Here is a 4,871-nt window from a genome sequence, read left to right as displayed (position 1 = left end):
GCTTGAACAACATGCCGAAGAAGCCGGTTTCGACATCGAGATAGTCGGAGCCGCGGGTGGTGACGCGACGAACAAGCTCATCGCGGAAAAGAACAATCCGATAGCGGATGTGGTCTACGGGCTGAACAACGTGTACTACGAGCAGCTGAAGATGGAAGAGGTCCTCGAGCCCTACACCCCGTCCTGGTCGGCCGAGGTGGATGAGTCCCTCGCCGATCCGGGGGAGGACAAGGCGTACTGGCCGTTGGTGCAGCAGGCAATCGTCCTGGCCTATAACGCCGACGCCGTAACGGCGGACGAGGCTCCCGAGGACTGGACCGACCTCTGGGCACAGGACGAGTTCAAGACACGCTATGAGCGCGTCAGCGGAATGGGCGCTGCCACCACACAACTGGTGATGGCCGGCATCCTCAGCCGTTACCGTGACGACAATGGCGACCTCGGGGTCAGCGATGAGGGCTGGGAGCAGATTGAACAGTACTTCCAGAACGGAGTGCCGGCTGTCAAGGACCAGGATCTGTTCGCCCGCTTCGCCAGCGGTGAGGTGGACTTCGGCCAGATGCCGTCCTCGTCCATCCCCGGACGTGAAGAAGCCTACGGCGTGACCTCCGGTGCTGTGAGCCCGGAAGACGGCGTCCCCTACGCCATTGAGCAGATCGGCATCATCAAGGGCTCGGAGAAGCAGGAAGACGCCAGGAAGTTTGTCGACTGGTTCGGCGGCGCTGACGTGCAGGGCCAGTGGGCGGCTGAGTTCAACTCGCTTCCCGTGAACGAACAGGCGCTGGCGAGCGCGAAGCCCGAGGTTGTCGAGTTCGATGAGCAGTTCACGCACCAGGACATCGACTGGGCGTTCGTCCAGGAGAACCTTGCCTCCTGGATCGAGAAGATCGAGCTGGAGTACATGCCGTAATACTCGCCGCCAATCCGTCGATACCGATAGAACCTTGGAGATGCGCCCATGATCCGTTTCGACCATATTCAGGTCACCTTCGATAGCTTCACCGCTATCCGGGACCTGGACCTGCAGGTATCGGAGGGGGAGTTTTTCACGCTCCTCGGTCCATCGGGCTGCGGTAAGACCACCGCGCTGCGCACCCTCGCAGGGCTCGTGGACCCCTCCGCCGGGGATATCCACATCAATGGGCGTAAAGTCACCCACCTGGCCAGTGACAAGCGGGAGGTGGGAATGGTTTTCCAAAACTACGCCCTCTTCCCATCCATGAGCGTGGAGGAGAACATCGCCTTCGGTCTTCGGGTGCGCCGGACCGGGTCCGCGGAACGGGCCCGGTTGGTGGCGGACATCGCGCGCCGGGTGGATCTGTCCGACGACCAGCTGCAGAAGAACGTCTCCGAACTTTCGGGGGGCCAGCAGCAACGTGTCGCCATCGCCCGCGCCCTGGTGCTCAAGCCGAAAATTTTGCTGCTGGACGAACCGCTGTCCAACCTCGACGCGAAGCTGCGCCAGCAGCTCCGGATCGAACTCAAGGAGCTGCAGGCCGAATCGGGCATCACCACCGTCTATGTCACGCATGACCAGGACGAGGCCCTGACCATGAGCGACAGGATCGCCGTCTTCAACAAGGGACAAGTGGAGCAGGTGGGCACGCCCCAGGAGATCTATGACCGATCATCCACGGAGTTCGTCTGCAACTTCATCGGGGACAGCTCGCTGTTGGGGCCGGAACTGACCCGTCACCTCAACCGCTCAACCAGCAGGACGCTGGATCCGGACAAGCTGTCCTACCTCCGGGTCGAGAAGGCCCTACTAGGGCTCGGGGAGGGCGACGGCGGCCGAAGCGTCGCCGTCGACGGCCGGATCACCGGACGTAACTACCACGGCCAGCACAGCCGCTACACGGTCCGCAGCTTCGACTCCGACATCCAGGTACTGGTGAACGAGTCCGGGCACCCGCGACACGAGGTGGGCAGTCCGGTCCAGGTGCGTATCGATCCTGACCAGATCCTGCAATACGGCGCCCTCGCATGAGCCGCAGCATCGGCAGGAAGATGCTGCGGTCACCACTGGTGGTCGTCACGTTGGTCATCCTGACCTGGTTCACTGCCGCGTTCCTGGTCTGGCCCAACCTGAACCTGCTGGCCGAGACCTTCTTCCCCTCGGGCCAGTTCTCCGGGCGTGCTGTCGAGAAGTTGCTGTCCTCCGACCGCGCGATGAAGTCGCTGGGTAACAGCTTCCTGCTGGCCGTGGTGCTAACCGTCACCGTGAATGTCGTCGGCGTCTTCGTGGTGCTGGTGACGCAGTACTTCTCCATCCGAGGCTCCCGGATGCTATGGCTCGGCTACGCCACCACGTTCCTCTTCGGGGGAATCGTGCTGGCCGCCGGGTACAAGTTCATCTACGGAGCCGACGGCATCATCACCAAACTGGTGGCGGGTTATTTCCCTGATATGGACAAGCAATGGTTCGGCGGGTTCTTCGCCGTCCTGTTCGTCATGACGTTTGCCACCACCACCAACCACCTGTTGTTCCTCGGCAACGCCATTCGGGACGTGGACTATCAGACCATCGAGGCGGCCCGCAATATGGGCGCCTCGGAATGGACCATCCTGCGCAGAGTGGTTCTGCCAGTCCTCAAGCCCACCCTCTTCGCCGTCACCATTCTGTCCTTCCTTACCGGGCTGGGTGCCCTGAGTGCCCCTCAGGTCCTGGGGGGCGAGGGCTTCCAGACCATCACTCCCATGATCCTGACCTTCGCAGGCACCTCGACGTCCCGTGACATCGCCGCCCTGCTGGCCATCATCCTCGGGGTGGCCACCATCACCATGCTGGCGGTCATGACACGCCTTGAGCGCGGAGGCACCTACTACTCCGTGACGAAGGTGTCGGCCCCACTGCAGAAACAGCGTATCGCCAGTCCCCTGGCCAACGCCGTCATTCATGCTCTCGCGTACCTTCTCTTCCTCATCTACGTATCCCCGCTGGTGCTGATCCTGCTCTATTCGTTCATGGACGGCGCGGCCATCAGCACCGGAGTCCTCACCCTGGAACGGTTCACGCCCGAGAACTACGTGCGCGTCCTGTCACAGGAATCCGCGCTGCGTCCGTTCATCGTCAGCATCGTGTACAGCGGCCTGGCTGCGGTCATCACCGTGGGCGGCCTCTTGTTCGTCACCCGGATCCTGCAGAAGTACCGCACTCGAATTACCGGAACCTTCGAATATCTCCTCCATATTCCATGGATCCTCCCGGCGGCCATGATCGCCCTGGGACTGGTCATGACCTATGACCGGCCCAATCCCCTGCTCGGCGGGCTGGTACTCAGCGGGACCACCGTCATCCTGTTGGTGGCCTTCGTCGTCGTCAAGATTCCCTTCACTCTGCGGATGCTCAAGGCAGCCTTCGCTTCGGTGAACGATTCCATGGAGGAAGCCGCAGCCATCATGGGCGCGGGCGGCCTCTATACCTTCCGGCGCATCTTGTTGCCTGCCGTGCTGCCCGTAGCGGCAGCTATCGCCGCCCTGAACTTCAACAGCCAGCTCGACGACTACGACACCGCCGTGTTCCTCGCCCACCCGCTCTATCAGCCACTCGGGCTGCAGATCAAGGCGAGCACCGACGGCGGCGCGGACGTCAATGCCATCGCGAACACCTTCGTCTACACGGTGCTGCTGATGATCGTGATGGGCCTAGTGATGTACCTGGTCTATGGGCGTGCGGGAAAACGCACCAGACGCAATCCGCGCCACCCGTCCGCTGCCGCAGGCATCGCCACCGGCCCTGTCGCCAGCACCACGTCCGATGCCCACGTTCCCATGGGCCCCGCGGCTTCGGAGCAGAATCAACCGGTCCCGTAAGCCATGTCGGTCCGGGCATCAGTGACAGCTTCGGCGGGTCCGCGTCAGCCTAGATCCTAAAGCCAACCAAAGACTCGTTGACCTTCTCCGCAAGGAAAGCGTAGCCATCAGTGGTGAGGTGGTAGCCGTCCCCGGAGTCGTACTCTTCACTGTTCTCCGGGGTGAACCACGGCGCGGGGTCAATGAACTCCGCGCGGCCACATTAGCGCCGGTTCGAAGGGCCGCTGTCTACTCCAAAAGTGATTGGTTCTCCGGGTAGAGCGCGGCTGGTCCAATCACGACTATCCGCGCAGCGGGCCACGCTTCGGTGGCGGCTTCCAATGTCGCACTGACGGCATTTATTGTCGGGACACTCAATGAGCTAGCCTCATCGAGGCCACCCTGGATTACAACAATGGCCGGGTTCAGTGCTGGATCGTCCGCGTGCTCGGCGATGCGTGCGTTGTACTCATTGTTATCAGTTCCGTCCGTGCCACTCCCGTAGGTGAAGCCGGCTAAATCGACACCATCCACGACCGCATCCCATCCACGGGTATGGGAGAGAACGCGGGTAAAACCTCCCTGGAGGGTGTTGTTGACCCGTAACCTTCCGTTATTAGTCGCCGATGAAGAGCGCTTGCGATCCAGCCGCCACGGGTCCGACCGTTGGTTCGGAACTCTTTGTGGGTGGTACGGTCGGTAGCAGTAAGGGGCCGGACTGGTAGGCGCGAGCGGCCTCTGCGTTGGTCTGGAGCACTTCCTGCTGGTTCATGAAAAGACCAGTGAGGCCAAGGATGGCGCCGAGCCCCAACCAGGTTGGCGCAATGAAACTGAGCCGTTTCGAGACGGATTTGGGACGCTTGAATTTTCGTACTGACGGCAAAGTGATTCCCAATGTTTTGAGACCGATGCTGCCCCGATAGTACGAGGCCCTATCACTCGGCTAAGCGTTCACCCGTAACAGCTCCGCAGTTTCGGATCCGATCTCCCCTGATCTTGATGCTAGCTACGGCTTGGTAAGCCGAGCCTGGAGGGGCGCATTCAACATCCTGCCGCATAATGACAGCTCTGCTTCCACC

The 4,871-nt window shown here is 61.6% G+C and carries 4 protein-coding genes; 3 read left to right on the top strand and 1 reads right to left on the bottom strand.

The features are described from left to right. The 3 genes from Y704_RS0102100 to Y704_RS0102090 all read left to right on the top strand — a co-directional run. A partial coding sequence (locus Y704_RS0102100) for an extracellular solute-binding protein (protein WP_026548897.1) occupies nt 1-910 on the top strand: 910 nt, incomplete at its 5' end. A gap of 48 nt (nt 911-958) precedes the next feature. Continuing rightward, the gene (locus tag Y704_RS0102095) at nt 959-1,987 is read left to right on the top strand and encodes an ABC transporter ATP-binding protein (protein ID WP_026548896.1); all 1,029 of its coding nucleotides are present in this window, start codon (nt 959-961) and stop codon (nt 1,985-1,987) included. Further along, nucleotides 1,984-3,813 (top strand): ABC transporter permease, encoded by a 1,830-nt coding sequence (locus Y704_RS0102090; protein ID WP_081747357.1) that lies wholly within the window; start codon nt 1,984-1,986, stop codon nt 3,811-3,813. The genes Y704_RS0102095 and Y704_RS0102090 overlap by 4 nt, the downstream gene beginning before the upstream one ends. Nucleotides 3,814-4,041: 228 nt before the next feature. Here the strand turns inward: Y704_RS0102090 and Y704_RS0102085 are convergent, their stop codons facing one another. Next, entirely contained in the window at nt 4,042-4,326 is a 285-nt protein-coding gene (locus Y704_RS0102085; protein WP_026548894.1) for a hypothetical protein, read from the bottom strand. Nucleotides 4,327-4,871: the final 545 nt, after the last annotated feature.

Origin of the sequence: Arthrobacter sp. Br18, assembly GCF_000520555.1 — a bacterium.
Classification (GTDB): Bacteria; Actinomycetota; Actinomycetes; order Actinomycetales; family Micrococcaceae; genus Arthrobacter_D.
The sequence above is the reverse complement of the archived record's forward strand: the minus strand, read 5'-3'. Positions and strand labels throughout refer to the sequence as shown.